The organism is Vibrio sp. D420a (assembly GCF_030248625.1).
Classification (GTDB): domain Bacteria; phylum Pseudomonadota; class Gammaproteobacteria; order Enterobacterales; family Vibrionaceae; genus Vibrio; species Vibrio fortis_A.
The window spans coordinates 76,965-94,426 of record NZ_JAHGAN010000003.1 but is presented as its reverse complement, the minus strand read 5'-3'; the positions used below and the strand labels follow the sequence as shown (position 1 = coordinate 94,426).

Below are 17,462 nucleotides of genomic sequence, written 5' to 3'. Positions count from 1 at the left end.
ATTGTCTCTTAGGGCGATGTTTTGTCCTTTAACATTCACATAGATTCCATCTCTAACACCGTCACAAACGCATCCAAATACTCTTCAATCGCGAAGTCTGCTGAAACGGGCGGCAGTTCCACCGTTATGCACGGCAGGTTTTTCTCTTCAAACCATGTCACTTGGTGTCGCATACGCAATCTGGTGTGGCGCAGGCATCGTGCTCGTCGCAGCCCTGTCTTGGCTGGTTTACGGACAAAAGCTCGATATCTACACAGCTTACCAAGTTTGAATGTAGTTTGCGCATGGAAAGTGGCGTGTTTTTATGTGAGGGTAGAGTACGTATTTTGATATATTTTCTATAATTTTTAGCGTCTTATGATAAGTTAATCAAAAGTCAGTCAGTCAGACAGAAAAACAAGCCTGCCTGTGATTAAGAATTCTAAATGGCAGAATTTATGTCAAATATATCGATAGTTATGGCTCTGTATGTAGAGAAATTAATAAGCGAAGAAAAAGTGATAGCTTGGGCTGACAAACAAATTCTTGCGAATGCCGAACCATTTGAGCCATTGTGTCAGCTATCAGTTGAAGGCCCTAAATCATGCTTACGCTTACCTGAAAGTGAATTTCCGCGATACAACGAATTTACATTTATGGAAAAATTTGCACTTCGTACCCACGATTTAGATATTGAAAATGGTGACGAACTAACAGATTTTTTAATATGGCTAGCTTCTGCAAGTTTAGGTTACGACATTCAAGATCCTGAAGTTCACCTTGGCTACCTGATTGATCATTACTGGTTTGAATGTGGTGACAAAGAATATGCATTGAGTTTTGCTCGCCAAGAACTACCTCCATTGATTGTAAAACACAAGAGTGTTGCGAAGGGGATCTGGAAGCAAGCGGTTTAACATAGTTTCAAGATGACGCGTTACACTTGGCGGTTTTGGCATGGAATTCGATGTGCTTGGTTGGTTCGCCGTGGTGCACCTTGTGCAAAGGCGTTAGCTGTTTAGGTATTTAAGGATATTATGAGTTTTAAAAAGCGATTTTTAGAAGCTTTACCAGAGGTTCCTGCTGGGATAGATATAGGCTTAAGTGAGTTTGTTACTTATGATAAATTGACCCTTGCAGTATTAGAGCGAGAGAGTTCAGACTTTCTTCATGAAGTTGGCATGCCCGTTTGTGCTTCCCCATTCTTAAATTTCAACTCTTACTCGTCCTACGAAATATCTGAACTATATGAATCAGGGGTATTAACCGAATCATATTACCCAATTGGTTCAAATGGTTCTGGTGATATTCTAGCTATAGATATAAAAAGTAACGAAGTAGTCTATTTTAATCATGATTGTAATAATGAGAGAGTATTCATTAATTCTTCGCTAGATAAGTTAGCAGAAAGCTTATGTATATTTCAGCTGTGCCTTACAAACTCAAGTATGAACCAATGTAGCGAGCTCATTCGGAAAGTGGATCCTAGTGCGATTCAAGTTAATACAATGTGGTTTGATGAAATTCAGTCTGAAATGGAAAGCAGCTAACAAATTGTTTATTAGTGATTCGGCATGCGCTGCACTTTTACTATGCGTCAGGAGGAAGGGTTGGGTAATCAGTTTATGGATTTAGCGAATGAGTATCCGGAAGCAGGTAGCAAACTAGGAATTGCACTTTCGACCTTAGGTCAGATACCTATTAATGGTATGAGAGTCGCTCCTGAAAATGGTACTAATGGTTGGTATATATGGTGCGATGAAAAGCTGTCGTTAAACGCAAACTTCTTTGACCCGATACATGTTGAGCATATAGTTAAATACTTACCGCAACTGCAAGCTTATCTTGGTTTACCTCCTGGCTACCGTTTCCGAATAGATAACAATGGTTACGAAGATATCTGGTATGACAGCAGCTTGTTGGAAGAAAACGTATAACAACTATTTAAGATTTCGATATACTAATTCTAACTATACCGAGGGCGTTAGACCTTAAATTCTAACGCGCTTCTGTTTAATTATGAGCGCACTAACTTCCCTCAAACCTCAACACCGCCACAAACGCATCCAAATACTCTTCTATAGCGAAGTCCGCCGAAATGGGTGGCAGTTCCACAGTTATGCACGGCAGGTTTCTTTCTTCGCACCATGTGCCGAATGAGCCGGGGGTTTCGTAATCGACATCTTCGACGACTGGAAGGTTGAACTGTTTGCCTAACCAAGAGGCGAGTTCTGAATGGGCAGGGTCGTCAATGAGGGCGAGTGGTTCGTGGAAAGAGATCACGAACTTGGGGTTACGCTCTTCGATGAGTTTTATCAGCGATTGTACTTCTGGTTCAAGTTGATCTGCCTGTCCAGTACTCACTTTTACATCTCTAACTGGAGTGTTTGAGCTCCAGCGATATACAGTACCATCTTCTTTCCAGTTTTTAGTTGGGAAGGCGCGGTTTAAGTCTACTTGATTGGCGTTAGCGCGAGTGCCCAATTGATTGCCGTCTGGGTTCATCGACAAGATCACGTCGTGCCTTAGGTTAGCGGCTGGCAAGCTTCTTAATGCGCAAGATAGCCCTGCGATAGACGCGGTTTCATCGCCGTGGGTGCCCGCTAAAATTAGCCCGCGAGCGTCGCTTTTGATTTGGGCAGGGAAATAGAGCAAAGGAGCCCCTAATACAGAACTTCCATACGTCAGCGGCTTTATTGAAAACGCAGCTCTTTCCGTTCTTGGAATTAAACTCACCTTAATCTCCCGATTGATCAAGTACTATCAAGTATTAACTATTAGATAAATACAACTGTCAAAACTCGTCAACTGTCGCATGGTTAATTTTATTACTCTGCTTCAAAGATAGGCTAGGAGAGCAAAAACATATGGATTTTAAAAAACATTCAACGGCTTTACTCATCTCATCTTTATTGACCCCTTTTATCTCAGTAACAGCCGCCGCAGATACTCTGCCTGCAGGAACCACTCTGGCTAAGGAACAACATTTAGTCCGTGCTAATGATGCCGAAGCAGCGACGCTCGACCCTGCCAAAGCAGAAGGCTTACCGGAAATGCACATCTTACGAGACTTGTTTGAAGGTTTAGTGATTCAAGACCGCGATGGCAATATTACTCCGGGCGTTGCTGAGTCTTGGGAAACCGAGGACAACAAAACCTTTGTGTTCCATCTGCGTAAAGATGCCAAGTGGTCGAATGGCGACCCGGTAACAGCCGATGACTTCGTGTATGCGTTAAGACGTGCTGTCGACCCTAAAACCGCATCACCGAATGTGTGGTACCTAAAGCTCACCAAAATCAACAATATTGCTGATGTAGCCGAAGGTAAAAAGCCGTTAGATACATTGGGTGTGACCGCTATTGATAAGCACACGCTTCGCTTCGAACTTGATAGTAAAGTCCCTTATTTTGTGGCGATGACAGGCCACACTTCGATGATGCCTGTTCACAAGGCCAATCTAGAAAGCAGTGATAAACCTTGGAGCGATCCGAAGCAGTTTGTGGGTAATGGTGCTTTCCTTTTGGATGAATGGGTGGTAAATGAGCGTGTGGAGTTGAAAAAGAACCCAAATTATTGGGATAGTGATGATACGTACCTAAATCAGGTGACATACATTCCGTTTGAAAACCAGAATGCATCAATTAATCGCTATGCGGTAGGTGAGGTCGACATTACCTCTGATGTGCCAACACATATGGCGCAAAAATTACAGAAAGAGTATCAGCAAGCTTATACCGCAGTTCCTCTGCTGTGTACTTATTACTATGCGTTTAACACCACGCGTGCACCGTTTGATGACGTGCGAGTGCGTCAGGCTGTCTCCTATTCGATCATGCGTGATGTTGTCACAAATGGTGTCACACAAGTGGGCAACTTGCCAGCCTATACCTTTGCTCATGAGTACACCGCAGGCTTCGATGCCACTCAGCCGGAGTACAGCCAGTGGACGCAAAAACAACGTGATGAGAAAGCGCAAAAACTGCTGAGAGAGGCGGGATACGATGCGTCTAACCCATTGGATTTCAAGCTACTTTACAACACCAGTGAGTCTAACAAGTCGATTGCGGTGGCGATTGCATCAATGTTGAAAAACAACTTGGGCGCCAAAGTTGAGTTAGAAAATCAAGAGTGGAAGTCTTACTTGGTGTCTCGCAGGCAGGGGGACTTTGATGTGATGCGCGCCTCTTGGTGTGGTGACTATAACGAAGCCTCTACGTTTCTTAGCCTGCTGCGTTCTGGTTCATCGGGTAACTTTGCGCGTTACAGCAGTGAAGCTTATGACCAAGCGATGGAGAGTGCGCTGTCGGCAACCACCGAGCAAGAGCGTCAAACCTTCTATGACCAGGCAGAACAGGCGCTAGCGGTCGATATGCCTATCGCGCCAATTTACTACTACATGCAAGCGCGATTGGTTCGACCAACCGTGGGTGGCTTTGCCAAGAATAATGTAGAAGGGCGCATTTACTCGAAAGATCTCTACATTAAGCAGTAAGTTCATGCTCGTTTAAACACTGACACGAACGCATAGCTTTTAGAAAAGGGACGGTGATCATAAATCTTTGATCAACGTCCCTTCGTCATTATTCTGTAACGCTAACCGCAAAAAACTGAAACCTGATTGAAGTAATTTTCACTTTTATTTCAATTAGGTGAAGCCATGTTACCTCCTCTGCGCGCCCTTGTGGCATTCGAAGCGGTTGCCCGCCTTGGCTCAATAGGTGCGGCGGCGCGCGAGCTGTGTGTTACCCAAGCGGCGGTAAGCCAACAGCTCAAAAGCCTAGAGACCTTTTTCGATACGACACTGTTTGAACGCAGCTCAAAGGGCGTGCGTTTAACCTCTGCTGCGCAGCAGTATCAACCGATTGTCTCGGGCTCACTCGCTCACCTAAAGCTACAAACACAAATCCTATTTGGTGAGAAAGAGACCGACGTGTTGAGCTTGCGCGTCAATCACACCTTTTGTCACAACTGGCTACTGCCACGGCTCGCTTCTTTTTATCAAAAATATCCTTTTATTCGCTTGGACATTCAACTGGTGGATTGGCCGTCGACCACGCCTTGTCAGAACGTTGATATCGAACTGACCAACGGCAAAGTCGAGAGCGAAGACACCCATTTCGAACGCCTTTTTCAAGAGCATTGGCAACTGGTTTGCAGCCCAGAGTTTAAAGAGCGCTACCAAGAACAGCTCGATGCTCGTGACTTTGCTTCATTACCAACGGTGCAAGTGAAAGGCTACCGCGAGAACTGGTTGCAATGGCTCAGCCACAACCAGTTTGAGATGTCGCTGCCGCAAGTTCAGCTCGAAATTAGTAACTCACTGCATGCGTTAGAGGCGGTTAAGCAAGGCGTTGGTGTATTGCTAGTAAGGTCACTGGCGGTTACTGAACTGCTTAAGAAAGGGGAGGTGGTGCTCGCCAGTGACGCCTTTATGCCTGCTGAATCTGCCCACTACTTGATTACCAAACATAGTCGAAGTGCCAAGGTGAATTTCTTCTGTGATTGGCTCTATCACCAAATTGAAAGTGCAGAGCCTGAGTAAAGGTTTTCTTATGAGTGGCCATAAAAAAAATGAGGGGCGCTCTTACTAACCTGTCACATAAAACGCTTAGTTTAAGCACATACAAACAAGGATGAGGTCACCATGAGTGCTTTCTCACAACACATGACAAATCGACTAAAAGTGCTGCTGTTTACTGCGCCACTGTTAGTTCCACTGTTTACTTTTTGGTTAGTGCCGTTTGGCTACTCCATTTATATCAGCTTCACCGATTGGGATTACATTTCGCCAGATTACGACTTTGTCGGGCTCGAAAATTACCAATACATGGTGGAAGACTTTGAGTTTCTGCAAGCGGCGATGAACACCTTCTGGTTCTCACTTGGTGTCGTGGTTCCGACCATTCTGCTTGGCCTTCTGTTCGCGATGTTGTTGCACAAAAACTTCAAAGGCAGCCAGTTTTACCGCGCGGTGATCTTCTCCCCTTGGATCACGCCAACGGTCGCGGTGTCGATTGTTTGGTCTTGGGTATTTGAGACCAAATCAGGCCTAGCGAACCACCTGTTACAGTCGATGGGCTTTAACGCGATCCCTTGGTTAGAGAGCGGGAATACTGCGCTAGTTGCGGTGATTATTGTAACGGTGTGGCAGGCGATTGGCTGGACGATGCTGTTTTACATTAGCGCGCTCAACAAGATCCCTGAATCGCTTTATGAGGCGTCTTTGATTGATGGTTGTAGCAGCCTGACGCGCTTTTTAAAAATTACCTTACCGCTTATCTCGCCAACCACGTTCTTCTTAGTGGTGGTCAATATTATCACGGCGATGCAGGCGTTCGACCAGTTCCAAATCCTAACCCAAGGCGGTCCGGGCGGCGAGACACGCACCTTGCTTTACCTCTTCTATCAGCAAGCGTTTGAGCGCTATGAGATGGGACCAGCTGCGGCGACTTCCTTGGTGATCTTCCTCATCACGGGCCTGCTCGCACTGCTTAATACCTATATGGGCAAACGCTGGGTGTATTACTAAACCGGATTTGAAAAGGACAACATCATGACCACGCAAACATTAGATGCGAATCCGGTGATTCGCACAACCAGACCACTAAAAGGCAGCAGTGTTAGAGTGCAGTGTTCTTCAGTGGCGGTGAAAACAGAAAAACAACAATCGAGCACAGCGTCTGCAACTCGAGTTAACGCGCAATTTTTGGCTGCATTGAGTAAGCATCTGTTCTTGATGGTGTGCGGCACCATCATGGTATTCCCGTTCTTGTGGATGCTATCAGGCTCGCTGAAAAGCAATGATGAGATCTTCGCGAACCCATTAGATCTTATCCCTTCGCAGTTCCGTTGGGAGACATTCATTGAGACGTTCCAGAGCGCGCCCTTTGGTTTGTACATCTTCAATAGCTTCAGTGTGGCTCTGTTCACCACGTTATTGGTGATTATCAATTCGGCGATGTTTGCTTACGCACTGACTCAGTTGAAGTTTCGCTCTAAAACCTTGCTCTATTTTGTGGTGATGGGGTGTTACATGTTACCGGGAGCTGTGACCTACATTCCTTCTTACATCACGTTGGCCAAGCTAGGGCTTTTGGATTCTCACATGGGTTTGATTGCGTCTAACGCAGCCTCGGTATTTGGTGTGTTCTACCTGCGCCAAGTGTTTATCAAGGTACATCCATCCTTGGTTGAAGCGGCGCGTATTGATGGCGCAGGCGAGCTAAAAATTCTTTGGGCGATAGTGCTACCGCAGTGCCGAGCGGCAGTGGCAACACTATTTCTTATCACCTTTATCACTAACTACAACAGTTACATGTGGCCGAGTCTGGTTATCACCACTCAGGAATTGAACCTGATTGCGACTGGTATTCGTCACTACTTTATCGCTGAAGGCAACTACGGTTTGAACTGGTCGCAGATCATGGCGGCGAGCACCATTGCTGTAATGCCTTTGTTGATTCTATTCGTCATCTGTCAAAAGACGATTCTTTCAGGTATCGCCGATAACGGCGTAAAAGAGTAAACGGAAATGAAACTAAAAACTCTCGCACTAGTGTGTGCTGGCGCAGCAAGCGCTTCTATGTTCTCTAGCAGTGTTCTTGCAGCAACAGAGGTTAACTTCTGGTATTCCGGTGGTACTAAGCCTCAACAAATGATGACTAAGCTTATTGAAGAGTTCAATGCGAGCCAAGATGAGTACGTTGTTAAGCCAGCTCTACAGGGTAACTACACGGAAACCTACCAAAAGCTGCAAGCAGGTTTGGCGTCTAGAACGGCTCCTGAACTGGTTCTTCTTGATTCTGGTCGTGCAGAAGCGATGCACGGTCGTGGATTGAGTCGTGACTTAACGCCATTCATGGATGAAGAGTTTAACTTCTCTGACTTCATCGGTGCGTTCAAAGATCAAGTGACAGCAGACGATGGCACTGTGATTGGTTTGCCAGCTTACGGTACCACTCAGGTGTTCTACTACAACAAGCAAGTTCTGGCTGAGCATGGCTTTACTGAGCAAGATCTAGCAACTTGGCAAGGTGTAGCAAAAGTGGCTGAAAAAGTGACGCAGCGTGACGACAAAGGCAACACCACCTTCTATGGTTGGGAGCCGATGTGGGGCCAAGACAACATGATCGATGCGGCATTCTCTAATGGTGCCAAGATCATTAGTGATGACGGTAAGAAAGTGCTGATCGATTCGCCAGAGTGGGTTGAGGTATGGGACAGCTTCCGTCAATGGATTCACGATGATCAGATCATGCGTATTCACTACGGCGGTCAGGGCTGGGAATACTGGTACAAGACTATCGATGACGTGATGAAAGACAACGCGCTTGGCTACACTGGCTCTTCTGGTGACCAAGGTGATTTGGACTTCACTAAGCTTGCAGCGACCACTCAGCCGGGTTGGGGCAACCACCCATCAGCGCCACAAGCGGGTGCGCTGGTTTACGTGATGCCAAAGGGCACAGACGATAAAGCAGCGAAGGGTGCGTTTGAGTTTGTTGAGTTCTACACCAATGCCAAGAACACAGCAGCTTGGTCAATGTTCACCGGTTACATCCCGGTACGTAACAGCGTATCTGAAGTGCCAGAGTACCAAGCCTTCACTCAAGATAATCCACAAGCTTTGATTCCTTTGAAGCAGGCGAACACGGCGACTAAAGACTTCCTTGACCCAACCAACGGCAAGATCATGGATGCTCTGAAAGTAGCGGCGGATCAAATCCAAATTCAGAACGTGCCAGCAGAAAAAGCGCTAAAACAAGCGGCGAAAAAGGCGCAACGTGCTTTGGATAGAGCGAATCGTTCATAACGTCGGGTTTAAGATATCCCGTATCTAAAACATTAGCCCATCAATGTGGTGGGCTATCATCTCATCGCTCTTTGTGATGTTTAATGTAGAGCAACTTGGTGAAAGCAATGAACCAATTTCAGGGTGAACTCTCTTTTGGCAGAGTGCGAATTCCCTTTCATGTCCCTGTGGACGTTGATGCCGTCAAGATTACCGGAACGACGGTAACCAAAGGCTTCTTGTACGCTGCCGCTTACGATGCCAATCAAAACTTTCGTGGCAAGGTACTGTTTGAAAAAGACCATAAGTCTCTGGTGATTCAACGACAGGCATCAGGTTTAGGTGCGATTGACGGCCCACTAGAGTCCGGTGAGTGGTTTGTCGAGCTGTACAATCTTGAAGGTGAGTTTCGTCGTGAGCGAGCGATGCAATATCAGGTCGATATCGCCTTTCCTGAATCATCGAACGGCGAAGAACTGGATCTTCAATCGGTGGTGACTGCATCGCACCAGATCGAATTTGATTACAGCCAGATGCTGAGTGCAGAGTCGCGTTGGTATCGTGGTGATCTTCATGCCCACACTCAGCTTTCCGATGGACACAACACGCTAAGTGCCGCGAAAGAGATTGTTGAGTCGCAAGGCTTGGACTTTTTCTTTATTACCGAACACAACATATGTCAGCCGAAACTGCCACTTTCAAAGCAGTGCCTGTTTCTCCCTGCATTAGAAGTTACAACCGATCTTGGGCATTTCAATGTTCATGGTCCAAGTCATTCTTTGGATCTAACAGAGGTTGAACATACGAGTCGAGCCACTATAGAGGCCGGGTTAAAGCTTGCTAAAAGTGGACACAGTTCCCTTGGCATTAATCACCCGATGATGAAGCCGTGGCATTGGCACTACGATGAAGTACTGTTGAGCCAAGTCTCAACCTTTGAAGTGTGTTGTGACCCAACTTGGTCAACGTCACCGAAAGCGACTGAAGATGCCTTAATGGTGCTCAATGAAATGTGGAACTGCGGCCAGCGTATTACCGCGATCGGTGGCAGCGATTCACACTTAGAACCTCACGAGCGCAACCCAAAAGCGACTGAGCCTTCCATTTACGGCGACCCTTCAACCTTCGTTTACAGCCACGGTTTAAGTGGTGAAGGTATTCTAGCAGGTCTGCGTAATGGACAAGTGTACCTAGAGCGTCGTTGCGGCCTGAAATTCGATATCAACCTTGGCGATCTGATGCCTGGTGAAGACAGCAAAGGCCAAGCGTTGACCTACCGATTATCTGTTCGCGACACTGAACATGACTATTACGCAGAGTGCGTGGTCGATGGAAAAGTGATCGAAAGAATCGATCTCACGGATGAAAAGCAAAGCCTTTCCGTTGAAGCAGGCTATCACTGGTGTCGTATCGATATTCGACGCGGTTTATCCTCTCAATACGGCTCAGCATCTCAGTATGGCTCAGCATCGCAACAAAACGGTGAGTTTGAAGGCTGCATTAATGCTGTCTTTGATGGTACCCAACCACAATTTAACCAACCTCTTGTCGACACTTGGGGTGAACTTATGGAGCGAGTAAATAGTGATGAAGTTTAAAGCACTATTGTTTGATAAAGACGGCACCCTATTGGAATTCCACAAGATGTGGCTCAACGTTTCTCGTGGTGCAAGTGAGCAAGTAAAAGCCTTCAGTGATAACCATCAAGGTAATCAAACTGTCACGGTTACTGAGTTACTCTTGGCTATCGGAGTTGAGGGCGATGTGGTTGATAACTATGGACTATTGGCTTCTAACCCAGTTGAAGATACCGCGATTGCATGGTTCAAAATGCTAGAACCTTCGGTATCTCTGACTGAGTTTACTCAAATCACCAAGGCGGCTTTCAATAACCAAGTGGAAGAGAATCCAGAGTGGGTTGAAGCACTACCGGGGGTAACGGAAAAGCTGACCTCGCTTAAGCAGCAAGGCATGTATTTGGGCGTGGCAACGGCTGACACTAAAGACTCGACGGTTTATACGTTAGAGCAATCGGGCTTGAGCGAACTGTTTGATTATGTTGGTTATTCTGATGGTGATATTGAGCCTAAGCCAGCGCCTGCATTGTTGAATGCGTTCTGCGAGCAGTGTGGTATCGAGCCGCATGAAGTGATCATGTTTGGTGACACGGTATCGGACATGGAATTTGGTCGAAATGCTGGTGCTAAGAACGTTGGTGTACTCACTGGCACGGCAAATCACGCCGAACTAGAGCCAATGGCTGACTTAGTGATTCATTCGGTTGCCAACTTCGATCCTCAAGAATTTAACGAATTGATTTAAGGACTGGTTATGGCTGAAGTAACCTTGAGAGGCGTTGAGAAGACTTACCCAAACGGCTTTAAAGCGGTACATGGTGTCGACCTCAATATTCAAGAAGGCGAGTTTATGGTGTTTGTTGGGCCGTCTGGCTGCGCCAAGTCCACCACATTGCGCATGATCGCTGGGCTAGAAGATATCTCAGAGGGTGATGTTTACATTGGGGATAAGCGCGTGAATGATCTTCCCCCTAAAGATCGTGGTATCTCGATGGTATTCCAGAACTACGCGCTGTATCCGCACATGTCTGTCTACGACAACATGGCCTTTGGATTAAAGCAGCAAAAGTTGCCAAAGCACGAGATCGACGAGCGTATTTCAGAGGCGGCGAAAACGCTGGATATCGAGCACCTATTGAATAACAAACCGGGTGAGATGTCCGGCGGTCAGCGTCAACGTGTAGCGCTAGGTCGTGCTATGGTGCGCAAACCAGACGTGTTCTTGTTCGACGAGCCTCTCTCTAACTTGGATGCCAAGCTGCGAGTTTCAACTCGTGTGAGTATTGCTCAGCTGCATGACAATCTAAAGCAGGAAGGGCAAAACGCAACCATGATCTACGTGACGCACGATCAGGTTGAAGCGATGACCTTGGGCGACCGCATCTGCGTTCTGAATCAAGGTGAGATCATGCAGGTCGATACGCCAATGAATCTTTATCATCACCCTGCAAACAAATTTGTAGCGGGTTTCATTGGCTCGCCAGCGATGAACATCATCAAAGCTCGTATTGATGAGATTGATGGCGTGATGAATGTATTGTCGGAGAGCGGGGTTCGTTGGGAGCTGCCTCAAGATAAACAAGCCATTGCTCGTGCTAAGCAAGGTGAATGGGTTTGGTTTGGCGTTCGTCCTGAACACATCAGCCTTGCGAATCACGACGCGCCGCTATCTGAGGTGAATACTCAAAACCATCGCTTGGGTGTGGTGGAGTCTATGGGTAATGAGTTGTATCTCTACTTCCAACTCGGTCATGACAAAATGGTGGCAAGGGTGCCTTTTGATGCTGACCGCACAGCGGAAAGCGGACAAGAGACATTGCTTCATTTCAATACCTCACAGTGTCACCTGTTTGACCTGGAGACAGAAGAAGCACTGACTGAATAACTTGAAGTGCCGAAGAGTCAAAATAAAGAAATCCCCGCTCAGATGAGTGGGGATTTTTTAGGGGGAGTATCAACAGGAGTTTGGGTTTGTGCTCGAGGCTTTTTTGTTGGAGATAGCTAAACACTCTTGAGGGTTAGACCCCTTTAATGGCTCGGAATCGCAATCCTTTTTTCTAGCCAACGAACCGCTTGCGATACGACCAAAATAAGAACAAGGTACTCCAAAACCAGAAACGTATAGATCTCTAAAGGTAAATATTCGTTCACCACCAGCTCATTTGCTCGCCTTGTTAAATCACTCAAACCAATCACACTCACTAGCGAACTCATCTTGAGGATATAAACAAACTGATTGCCCAAGGGCGGCAGTATCTGACGGAATGCCTGCGGTAGGATAACCAATCGCATTTTTTGCCAATAGGTTAATCCTAAGGATTCGGCCGCTTCATGTTGGCCACGATTAATCGCTTGAATCCCCCCACGGAACACTTCCGCCATAAAGGCGCTCTCGGCAACGGTCAATGCGATTACCCCTGCCCAGAAGTGGTTCAAAGAGACATCGAGTAATGTCGGCATTCCGTAATATACCCACAATAGCAATACCAATACAGGGATAGAACGCATCACCTCTACGTAAAGTCGATTAATCCCCCTGAGTATTGGAGAACTGGAAAGCGCTGGAAAGGCGACCAATAGACCCAAAGCCATCGCAAAAAACATACTCAACAACGAAACCTGAATAGTCTCGCTAAAACCAGCTACCAAAAACTGAATGTTAGTTCGCCCCTGCTCCGTTGACGGGTCGAGTACATACCATCCCCATTGGTAGTCTGAACATCCTGTCAGAAACAGCAGAGAAACTAGCGATAAGTGACGATAGTTCACATTTACTCCCAAAAACTCCATTTGTTATTGCCATGTTAACAACCAAATCTGTTTAATGGTTAATAATTAAGAAGAATATCTCATCACTTAGAAATCAGCATTCTTTGAAGGAATAAAAAATGAAGAAAAGCTTAATTGCATTAGGAGTGTGCTTACTTGCTTTTACACAAATTGCACATGCACAAAGTCGTTTGCAGGAGATACTGGATGCCGGAGTTCTTCGCGTTGGTACAACGGGGGATTGGAACCCAATGACAATGAAGGATCCAGCGACCAATAGCTACCGCGGCTTTGATATCGATGTCACGACCGAGTTGGCTAAAGACCTAGGCGTTAAAGTGGAATACGTCGCGACAGACTGGAAAACCCTGGTGAATGGCATCACAGCCAACAAATACGACGTGACCGGCAGCGCATCGCTTAACATGTCTCGTGCAAAAGTCGCTGGGTACAGCCAACCCTATTTCTATTTGGCTTTTGTCCCTGTTGTGCAAAAGAAAGATCTAGGCAAGTTCTCCGATTGGAGTGACTTTGACAAAGCAGAAATTAAAGTTGCCGCCACGCTCGGCACAGTACAAGAAAAAATGGTGAAGGACTTCTTCCCATCGGCACAACACATCGTGATTGAAGCGCCGGCACGTGATTTCCAAGAGCTTTTGGCTCGCCGCGCAGATGTCTCCGTGACTTCAAACGTAGAGGCTGCAACCTTAGTAGAGAAGTTTAAACAACTCGCGATTGTTCCGGTGAAAGAGCCGCGTAAACCAACACCAATTGCAATGCTTTTACCACAAGATGATCAAGTTTGGATTAACTACATTAATCACTGGGTTGAACTGAAAAAGACGCAAGGTTTCTTTAAGCAAACCGCTGAGAAGTGGGGACTGAAGAGCATGTAACGAGCTCATAGAGAAGAGAAAAATAGAGCCCTTAGGGGGGAGGGCTCTAGAGTTAGGAGCTAACTTGACGTTGGGTTATGCGACGACCAGTGTTGCGGCTTTCTTCATCGCTTCCTTAGTAGAACACTCAATCACGTTCGCGTTTGCAAAGCGGTGAGCGTCTTTCACTTGAATATCGTGAGCCAAGATAACCAGTTTTGCGTTGGCGACATCTAGGTCGGTGATGCGATTCTGAATACCGTTTTGACCTTGTGTTTCTACCTTGATTTTTAGACCTGCTGCCGCACCTGCTTTTTCTAGTGCTTTCGCAGCCATGAAGGTGTGTGCAACACCTGAAGGGCAACAAGTTACAGCTACGATGTCGTATTCGCCTTCGCCTGCTACTGGAGCGGCTTGAGCTTGTACTGGTGCTGCTTCAACTGTCTCTTCTTCGGTTTCAACTGCGACTGGTTTCCAGAAGCCAACGATAACCGCTGTGGTTAGTGAGCCAAGTGCAATGCCAACTACGTACATTGGGATGTTGCTTGAAACTGGCGCTGTGATTAGGCCGCCCCAAGGTGCGTGAAGTAGGATGTCTGTCATGAAGCCGAACACACAGCCAACGATACCACCTGCAACGATTGAAGGAAGAACGCGCATTGGGTCGTTTGCAGCGAATGGGATTGCACCTTCAGAGATACCGATAGAGCCCATGATTGCCGCCGCTTTACCTGCTTCTTGTTCTTGTTTAGAGAACTTGTTTTTGAATAGGAAAGTTGCCAGTGCCATACCTAGAGGTGGTGTACAAATCGCGATGCCTACGCCGCCCATCAACCATGGTTGTGTATCTACTTGAGTTTGAGCAAATAGGGTTGCCACTTTGTTGATAGGGCCGCCCATGTCGAACGCTGTCATACCACCAAGGATTGTGCCCAAAACCATCTTAGATGCACCCGCCATTGACGCTAGGAACTCGTTCATTGAAGCCATGAACAGTTTGATTGGCTCACCGATGCCCCACATTACAATACCTGCAGAGATTAGCGTACCAACAAGCGGGTAGATGAAGTATGCACCTAATGCTGTCATGTTGGTAGAAAGTGGGATCTTCTTAAGTTGAAGCACTACGCCACCGGCAATAAAGCCAGCCACGATACAACCAAGGAAGCCGCCGCCCATGTCCGCCATGATGCCAGAAGAGATCATCGCTGGTGCCAGTGCTGGTTTGTCTGCAATTGAGTAACCAATAAAGCCGCCAAGAATGATTGGGAAAAGAACAAGGCCTTTGATACCGATGTTAGAGATGTCTGCCAGCAAACCGTCTGCTGGAACCGCACCTTTACCTGATGCCATGACGGCTAAAGCCAACAAAACACCACCGGCTACAATGAAAGGTAGCATGTGAGATGTACCAAAAAGCAGGTGGCCTTTCATGGTACTAAGGAGTTTTTTATAGTCGCTATTTTTATTATTAGAATTACTACTGGTATTCGTAGTGTGGTTTGCTAGGGTACTCATAATTTTCTACGCCTTATGAATTAATTAAAATATTAAGGATTTGATGTTCATCTTTTGCGTTATGGATATCTTGAATAAATTCATCGCTGAATTTTCCAAATAGTTCTTGTAGTACATAAATATGATGGTCAGCACCGTTGTCTGGTGAAGCAATCATAAAAAATACGGTTGGGTTAATACCGTCTTCATCGCCATACTCAATGCCTTCGCGCTTAACACCGACCGCAATTGCTGGCTCAGTTACTGCCTTGCTTTTTGAGTGTGGGTAAGCGATGCCGTCCATTGAGGTGATGCTTTGAGATTCACGAATTTCAATGTCTGCCAAAAAGGCTTCTTTACTGCTGATTCGGTTATTCTCAAATAACATGCCTGCTAATTCTTCAAACAGTTCTCTTTTATTATTCGCTTGAAGGTTGTTATTAATTAAGTTGACGTTAGTTAGTTGTGTGATCATTTATTAACTCATTCACTATTGAAGTTCTTGAATTAAAATTAATGGATTAACCCGATTCGCGAAATAGCAAATAAAAGCCCTTCACTGCACATTTGTACCAAGCAAAATTAAGTGTGATTTTCATCATTCATCCAGTGTGAGATGGGTCATGTTTGATGGCGTTTTGGATTAGGTTTTTGACATGCTAATAGCCTTCGTCAAAAACAAAAATGCCCCGCAAAAGCAGGGCATGAAGACAGTGTTGTGAGTTGTTGGAAAGCTAGCTGTAAGCGCGCGCTACTCGGCCAATACAGTCCAGTTTGTAGCTCTCTGCGTAAGCAGGAATGAACACCGACTGGCCTTTCTCTATAACGCAGGTTTCGCCGCATTGGTGAGTGAGCACCATGGACTCGTCGAGTGGTAATAGGATCTCGGCACCTTCGGTCGTGATCTGTCGTTGCTGTGAGTTTTGCACGATAGAGAACTTAAAATCTTCGACTGGAATTTCGTATTCCATCACATCACCTTGCTCAATCGGGTTGAGCAGCAATCTATCTGCTGGCTTTTCATTGAATCGAGTACAAGAAACCAGTTCGTTCACGTCCATGTACTTAGGCGTTAATCCGGCACGCAGCACATTATCGGAGTTCGCCATGATCTCTAGACCTGTGCCTTTGATGTAAGCGTGAGGCGTTTCGGCATCAAGATACATGGCTTGCCCCGGCTTTAGGGTAATCACATTCAATAACAGCGGAGCGAATAAGCCGACATCACAAGGGTATTGAGCTTCAAGCTCTGAAATCAATTGGAATACACGTTTATCAGAAAGCTTAGCCTTCATCAGTAGCATGGTTAAAGCCATGCCTTTTTGTTCACCTTCCAGAGACAACAAGCTTGCAAAGAAACAGGCTAATCCATTGGGAGTTTGGTCGCCCGCGAGATCGTTGACCATAGAATGCAGTTCTGGAATATCAAGGTAATGAAAATTCTCTAGGATCTCGCTGATCGATCTAAAGCCATTCATCGCGGTGTAGTCGGTTAGGGCATATACCAATTCTGGCTTGTGGTTAGGATCTTTGTAGTTACGATTGCCTGCGGTCATCGGAATGCCTTGTTGTTCTTCTAGTGCATAGCCAGATTCCGCCTGTTGCTTGTTTGGGTGAACTTGAACAGAGAGTGCTTTCTCTGCTGCCAACACCTTGAAAAGATATGGGAGCTCACCAAATCGACTCGCCACTTTCTCGCTCAAAAACAGGTTTAGGTTCTTAGAGATCAAGCTCGACAGTGTGGTCTGTTGCCCGTTGTCGTTAACCATTGAGCAACCATTCGGGTGAGCTCCCATCCAGATCTCCGCTTGTGGCTCGCCAGACTGGTTATCAATTCCAAACAGTTGGTTGAACGAAGAAGGGCTACCCCATGCGTAGTTTTGAATCACGTTGGTCATAGGGTAGAAAAAGCGTTGTGCGAACGAATCGTTCGCTAAAGAAAAATCAGACATCGAAATCACCATGAAGGGAAA

The 17,462-nt window shown here is 46.2% G+C and carries 17 protein-coding genes and 1 pseudogene; 13 read left to right on the top strand and 5 right to left on the bottom strand.

What is annotated here, in order from left to right; genetic code table 11:
• Positions 1 to 73: 73 nt before the first annotated feature.
• From KI743_RS24620 to KI743_RS04175, 4 genes and pseudogenes are all read left to right on the top strand, one after another.
• Positions 74 to 253, top strand: a pseudogene (locus tag KI743_RS24620) (multidrug efflux SMR transporter); the annotation flags it as partial.
• Between the two features lie 172 nt (positions 254 to 425).
• Complete coding sequence (locus KI743_RS04185; RefSeq protein ID WP_285465232.1) at positions 426 to 896, top strand: hypothetical protein; 471 nt, start codon at positions 426 to 428, stop codon at positions 894 to 896.
• Between the two features lie 120 nt (positions 897 to 1,016).
• On the top strand, positions 1,017 to 1,529 hold the full coding sequence (locus tag KI743_RS04180; RefSeq protein WP_285465231.1) for an SUKH-4 family immunity protein: 513 nt from the start codon (positions 1,017 to 1,019) through the stop codon (positions 1,527 to 1,529).
• Between the two features lie 24 nt (positions 1,530 to 1,553).
• Positions 1,554 to 1,916 carry a hypothetical protein gene (locus tag KI743_RS04175; protein ID WP_285465230.1) on the top strand — a complete coding sequence of 121 codons (363 nt, stop codon included), beginning with the start codon at positions 1,554 to 1,556 and terminating at the stop codon, positions 1,914 to 1,916.
• Between the two features lie 91 nt (positions 1,917 to 2,007).
• Here KI743_RS04175 and mpaA read toward each other — a convergent pair whose 3' ends face one another.
• Positions 2,008 to 2,715 (bottom strand): murein tripeptide amidase MpaA, encoded by a 708-nt coding sequence (gene mpaA, locus KI743_RS04170; RefSeq protein ID WP_285465228.1) that lies wholly within the window; start codon positions 2,713 to 2,715, stop codon positions 2,008 to 2,010.
• A gap of 131 nt (positions 2,716 to 2,846) precedes the next feature.
• Between mpaA and KI743_RS04165 the strand changes: the two genes are divergently transcribed.
• The 8 genes from KI743_RS04165 (at position 2,847) to KI743_RS04130 (ending at position 12,233) form a co-directional block, all read left to right on the top strand.
• Positions 2,847 to 4,472: an ABC transporter substrate-binding protein gene (locus KI743_RS04165; RefSeq protein WP_285465227.1), complete on the top strand. Its 1,626-nt coding sequence runs from the start codon at positions 2,847 to 2,849 to the stop codon at positions 4,470 to 4,472.
• Positions 4,473 to 4,637: 165 nt separating this feature from the next.
• Positions 4,638 to 5,522, top strand: a complete 885-nt coding sequence (locus tag KI743_RS04160) for a LysR substrate-binding domain-containing protein (protein ID WP_150868508.1) — start codon at positions 4,638 to 4,640, stop codon at positions 5,520 to 5,522.
• Between the two features lie 102 nt (positions 5,523 to 5,624).
• Positions 5,625 to 6,509, top strand: coding sequence for a carbohydrate ABC transporter permease (locus KI743_RS04155; RefSeq protein WP_285407127.1), 885 nt, complete (start codon positions 5,625 to 5,627; stop codon positions 6,507 to 6,509).
• Positions 6,510 to 6,533: 24 nt separating this feature from the next.
• Positions 6,534 to 7,505 (top strand): carbohydrate ABC transporter permease, encoded by a 972-nt coding sequence (locus tag KI743_RS04150; protein WP_285465226.1) that lies wholly within the window; start codon positions 6,534 to 6,536, stop codon positions 7,503 to 7,505.
• A gap of 6 nt (positions 7,506 to 7,511) precedes the next feature.
• Complete coding sequence (locus tag KI743_RS04145; RefSeq protein ID WP_032553472.1) at positions 7,512 to 8,792, top strand: extracellular solute-binding protein; 1,281 nt, start codon at positions 7,512 to 7,514, stop codon at positions 8,790 to 8,792.
• Positions 8,793 to 8,899: 107 nt separating this feature from the next.
• Positions 8,900 to 10,369: a CehA/McbA family metallohydrolase gene (locus KI743_RS04140; RefSeq protein ID WP_285465222.1), complete on the top strand. Its 1,470-nt coding sequence runs from the start codon at positions 8,900 to 8,902 to the stop codon at positions 10,367 to 10,369.
• On the top strand, positions 10,359 to 11,093 hold the full coding sequence (locus tag KI743_RS04135) for an HAD family hydrolase (RefSeq protein WP_285465413.1): 735 nt from the start codon (positions 10,359 to 10,361) through the stop codon (positions 11,091 to 11,093). Before KI743_RS04140 ends, KI743_RS04135 begins: the two co-directional genes overlap by 11 nt.
• Before the next feature lie 9 nt (positions 11,094 to 11,102).
• A complete protein-coding gene (locus KI743_RS04130; RefSeq protein ID WP_285465220.1) occupies positions 11,103 to 12,233 on the top strand; it encodes an ABC transporter ATP-binding protein in 1,131 nt (376 codons plus the stop codon).
• Between the two features lie 143 nt (positions 12,234 to 12,376).
• Here KI743_RS04130 and KI743_RS04125 read toward each other — a convergent pair whose 3' ends face one another.
• Positions 12,377 to 13,117: an amino acid ABC transporter permease gene (locus tag KI743_RS04125; RefSeq protein ID WP_285465219.1), complete on the bottom strand. Its 741-nt coding sequence runs from the start codon at positions 13,115 to 13,117 to the stop codon at positions 12,377 to 12,379.
• A gap of 119 nt (positions 13,118 to 13,236) precedes the next feature.
• Between KI743_RS04125 and KI743_RS04120 the strand changes: the two genes are divergently transcribed.
• Complete coding sequence (locus KI743_RS04120) at positions 13,237 to 14,013, top strand: transporter substrate-binding domain-containing protein (protein WP_285465216.1); 777 nt, start codon at positions 13,237 to 13,239, stop codon at positions 14,011 to 14,013.
• Positions 14,014 to 14,088: 75 nt separating this feature from the next.
• On the opposite strand, the gene KI743_RS04115 is transcribed toward KI743_RS04120, so the two are convergent.
• The 3 genes from KI743_RS04115 to manA form a co-directional block, all read right to left on the bottom strand.
• Positions 14,089 to 15,510, bottom strand: a complete 1,422-nt coding sequence (locus tag KI743_RS04115; RefSeq protein WP_285465215.1) for a fructose-specific PTS transporter subunit EIIC — start codon at positions 15,508 to 15,510, stop codon at positions 14,089 to 14,091.
• Between the two features lie 13 nt (positions 15,511 to 15,523).
• Positions 15,524 to 15,964 carry a PTS sugar transporter subunit IIA gene (locus KI743_RS04110; RefSeq protein WP_285465213.1) on the bottom strand — a complete coding sequence of 147 codons (441 nt, stop codon included), beginning with the start codon at positions 15,962 to 15,964 and terminating at the stop codon, positions 15,524 to 15,526.
• A gap of 259 nt (positions 15,965 to 16,223) precedes the next feature.
• A complete protein-coding gene (gene manA, locus KI743_RS04105; protein WP_285465211.1) occupies positions 16,224 to 17,441 on the bottom strand; it encodes a mannose-6-phosphate isomerase, class I in 1,218 nt (405 codons plus the stop codon).
• Positions 17,442 to 17,462: the final 21 nt, after the last annotated feature.